This window comes from Pseudomonas sp. (assembly GCF_049590575.1).
Classification (GTDB): domain Bacteria; phylum Pseudomonadota; class Gammaproteobacteria; order Pseudomonadales; family Pseudomonadaceae; genus Aquipseudomonas.
In genome coordinates, this window is the sequence record NZ_JBAWDE010000142.1 from 1 (window position 1) to 3,110 (window position 3,110).

The 3,110-nt window shown below is 62.4% G+C and carries 5 protein-coding genes; all 5 read right to left on the reverse strand.

Translation table 11 applies throughout. The annotated features are described in order from the left end of the window. The coding region (locus WBR57_RS11060; protein WP_424083863.1) for an acyl-CoA dehydrogenase family protein at positions 1-312 on the reverse strand (312 nt) is incomplete at its 3' end. A gap of 190 nt (positions 313-502) precedes the next feature. Beyond that, complete coding sequence (gene recR, locus WBR57_RS11065) at positions 503-1,105, reverse strand: recombination mediator RecR (protein WP_015885312.1); 603 nt, start codon at positions 1,103-1,105, stop codon at positions 503-505. A 66-nt stretch (positions 1,106-1,171) separates the two neighbouring features. Then, a complete protein-coding gene (locus WBR57_RS11070; RefSeq protein ID WP_424083864.1) occupies positions 1,172-2,206 on the reverse strand; it encodes an NADP-dependent oxidoreductase in 1,035 nt (344 codons plus the stop codon). A gap of 133 nt (positions 2,207-2,339) precedes the next feature. Then, positions 2,340-2,678, reverse strand: a complete 339-nt coding sequence (locus tag WBR57_RS11075; RefSeq protein ID WP_122543846.1) for a YbaB/EbfC family nucleoid-associated protein — start codon at positions 2,676-2,678, stop codon at positions 2,340-2,342. Between the two features lie 43 nt (positions 2,679-2,721). Beyond that, positions 2,722-3,110, reverse strand: a 389-nt coding sequence (locus tag WBR57_RS11080; protein ID WP_424083865.1) for a DNA polymerase III subunit gamma/tau C-terminal domain-containing protein, incomplete at its 5' end; no start/stop codon positions are given.

The window sequence follows — 3,110 nt, forward strand, 5'->3', positions numbered from 1 at the left end:
TTTGATGACCGGCGGCAAGCCGATGTCCAGCGAGCCCAAGCCCGCGACCACACCACCGGAACCGCAGCGCATCAGTTCCTCGCTGGCAGCGACCTTGGCGAACAGGTCACCTTCGTGGCTGCCGCCCAGCACTTCGGGGTAGCCGATGCCGAGGATGCCCGCAGCGCCGGCCTTGAAGTACAGCTCGCGGGGAAAACTCTCCGCCTCCTCCCACTGCTCGATACCCGGCAACATCTCGCGCTCGACGAAACGGCGCACGCTGTCGCGGACCAATTGGTGGCTGGGGTCGAAGTAGTCCTGGTAGGCAGACATCGGCGAGCTCCACGCTGGGGTGGAGAGAAATTACCAAGCGCTTGCTTGGTTTTCAAGCTATCACTGACCACGCAAACCGATATAGGAGCGGGCTTGCTCGCGAATGCAGGGTGTCAGTCACCAAATGTATTGACTGATACACCGCATTCGCGAGCAAGCCCGCTCCCACAGTTTGAACTTGGGGAATGACTTACAGGGCGATCGGCTTACGCCCGGCAAAAGAATGCGCCAGGGTGCCGCCATCGACCAATTCCAGCTCGCCCCCCAACGGCACGCCATGGGCGATGCGCGAGGTGATCAGGCCTTTGTTGGTCAGCAACTGGGCAATGTAATGCGCAGTCGCCTCGCCTTCCACCGTGGGGTTGGTGGCCAGGATCACCTCGGTAAAGGTGCCCTGCTCTTCTATCCGCGCCACCAGTTGCGGAATACCGATGGCCTCCGGGCCCAGACCGTCGAGCGGCGACAGGTGACCCTTGAGCACAAAGTAGCGCCCGCGATAACCGGTCTGCTCCACCGCGTATACGTCCATCGGCCCTTCCACCACGCACAGCAGCGTGTCGTCGCGGCGCGGGTCGGCGCATTGCGGGCAGAGTTCTTCTTCGGTGAGGGTGCGGCACTGACGGCAGTGGCCTACGCCGGTCATGGCCTGGCTCAGGGCCTGGGCCAACCGCGTGCCGCCACTGCGATCACGCTCCAGCAATTGCAGCGCCATACGCTGGGCGGTTTTCTGGCCCACGCCCGGCAAAGTACGCAGGGCGTCGATCAGTTGGCGAATCAGGGGGCTGAAGCTCATGGGCGATGGGTCCGACAAAACAACGAGACGCGGTTTATACCCGCGCCCCGGATTAGCGTCAAATCTTCAGTCCTGCGCGACGCGCACCACCAACTTGCCGAAGTTGCGCCCTTCGAGCAAACCGATAAAGGCTTCGGGCGCCTGTTCCAGGCCGTCGACCACGTCTTCGCGGAACTTGATCTTGCCGTCGCGCACCCACGGCGCCATGGCGCTGAGGAACTCGGGCTGGCGATCGCCGTAATCGTCGAACACGATAAAGCCCTGGATGCGCACACGCTTGGTCAGCAAGGTGCGCTGCAGCGTCGGCAAGCGGTCGGGACCGCTGGGCGCCTCATGCGCGTTATAGCCGGCGATCAAACCACACAACGGGATGCGCGCCTTTGGATTGAGCAGTGGCACCACCGCGTCGAATACCTTGCCACCCACGTTCTCAAAATAGATGTCCACGCCCTTGAAGCAGGCCTGGGCCAGCTCATCGGCAAAGTGCTCGCTCTTGTGGTCGATGCAGGCATCAAAACCCAGTTCATCCACCACGTAGCGGCACTTGTCGGCGCCGCCTGCAATGCCGACCACGCGCAGGCCCTTGAGCTTGGCCACCTGCCCCACCACCGAGCCGACGGCGCCGGACGCGGCCGCCACCACCAGGGTTTCCCCCTCTTTGGGCTGGCCGATGTCCATCAAGCCCATGTAGGCAGTCATGCCCGGCATGCCCAGCACGCCGACCGCCATGGACGGGCTGGCCAGGCCCTTGGGCACCGGCATCAGGTTGCGGCCATCGGAAATGCTGTGGCTCTGCCAGCCGGTGGAACCGACCACCAGGTCGCCCACTTCGAATTTCGGATTACGCGATTGCTCGACTCGGCTCACAGCACCACCGGTCATCACTTCGTCGATCTCTACCGGCGCGGCGTAGGACGGTGCGTCGCTCATCCGCCCGCGCATGTAGGGGTCGAGGGACAGGTACAAGGTTTTCAGCAGGACCTGACCGTCTGCCAACTCCGGCAGGTTCACCCGCTCCAGGCGAAAGTTCTCCGGTGTCGGCGCGCCTTGCGGGCGTGAGACCAGGACAATGCGCTGGTTGAGAATGGGTTCTTGAGGCATGAGGGGGCTCCTTTATCGATTCCGTCGGTATAGGGTGCAGACCCTGTTTACAACGCCAGGGTTCGATTGGATCAGCACAAACAAAAATGCCAGGCGCTGGGCCTGGCATTCGAGTCTAGCTAAAGCAGACGTATCAGAACGGCAGCTTCATACCCGGTGGCAGTTGCATGCCGGCGGTCACGCCGCCCATTTTTTCCTGGCTGTTGGCTTCGATCTTGCGCACGGCGTCGTTGACGGCGGCGGCGAACAGCGCCTCGAGCATTTCCAGGTCGTCTTCGCTGGCGCCCGGCAATACGCTTGGGTCGATGCTCACGCGCTTGATGTCGTGACGACCGGTCATCACCACGCTGACCATATCGCCACCGGCCTTACCGGTGACTTCGGCGTTGGCCAGTTCTTCCTGCATCTTGGCCATTTTTTCCTGCATCTGCTGTGCCTGCTTCATCAGGCCGGCCATGCCACCTTTCATCATGGGAATCACCTCAAAAGTACGTGGATCAATGAATAGCCCGGTGTCATGACGCCTGGGGCACCGGGGCTTCGACAGGTTCAATAGTATCGTGGCGGACGACCGCACCGAACTGTTGCATCATTTGCTGGATAAGCGGATCGCCATGGATCGAATCCTCAGCCTCGCGCTGGCGGTTGATACGCCGACGGGTCGCGGCCTGGGCCGGGGTTTCCTGCTCGGGCTTGATCAGCTCGATGGCGATGGTCAGCGTGCGCCCATGGTACTGGTTCAGGGCATCGTTGAGGCGGCGTTGCTGGGTCGCGTTGAACAGGGCGCTGTGGGCCGGGTCCAGGTGCAACAGCCAGTGGTCGCCGTCGATGGAAATCAGCGTGCAGTTGGCGGCGATGCTGCCGGTCATGCCGGAAATCGGCAGTTTCGGGAACAGCTCCAGCC

Coding starts and splice junctions, on each gene's coding strand:
- recR (WP_015885312.1), bottom strand. CDS start 1,105: ATGAGCTTCAGCCCCCTGATTCGCCAACTGATCGACGCCCTGCGTACT.
- WBR57_RS11070 (WP_424083864.1), bottom strand. CDS start 2,206: ATGCCTCAAGAACCCATTCTCAACCAGCGCATTGTCCTGGTCTCACGC.
- WBR57_RS11075 (WP_122543846.1), bottom strand. CDS start 2,678: ATGATGAAAGGTGGCATGGCCGGCCTGATGAAGCAGGCACAGCAGATG.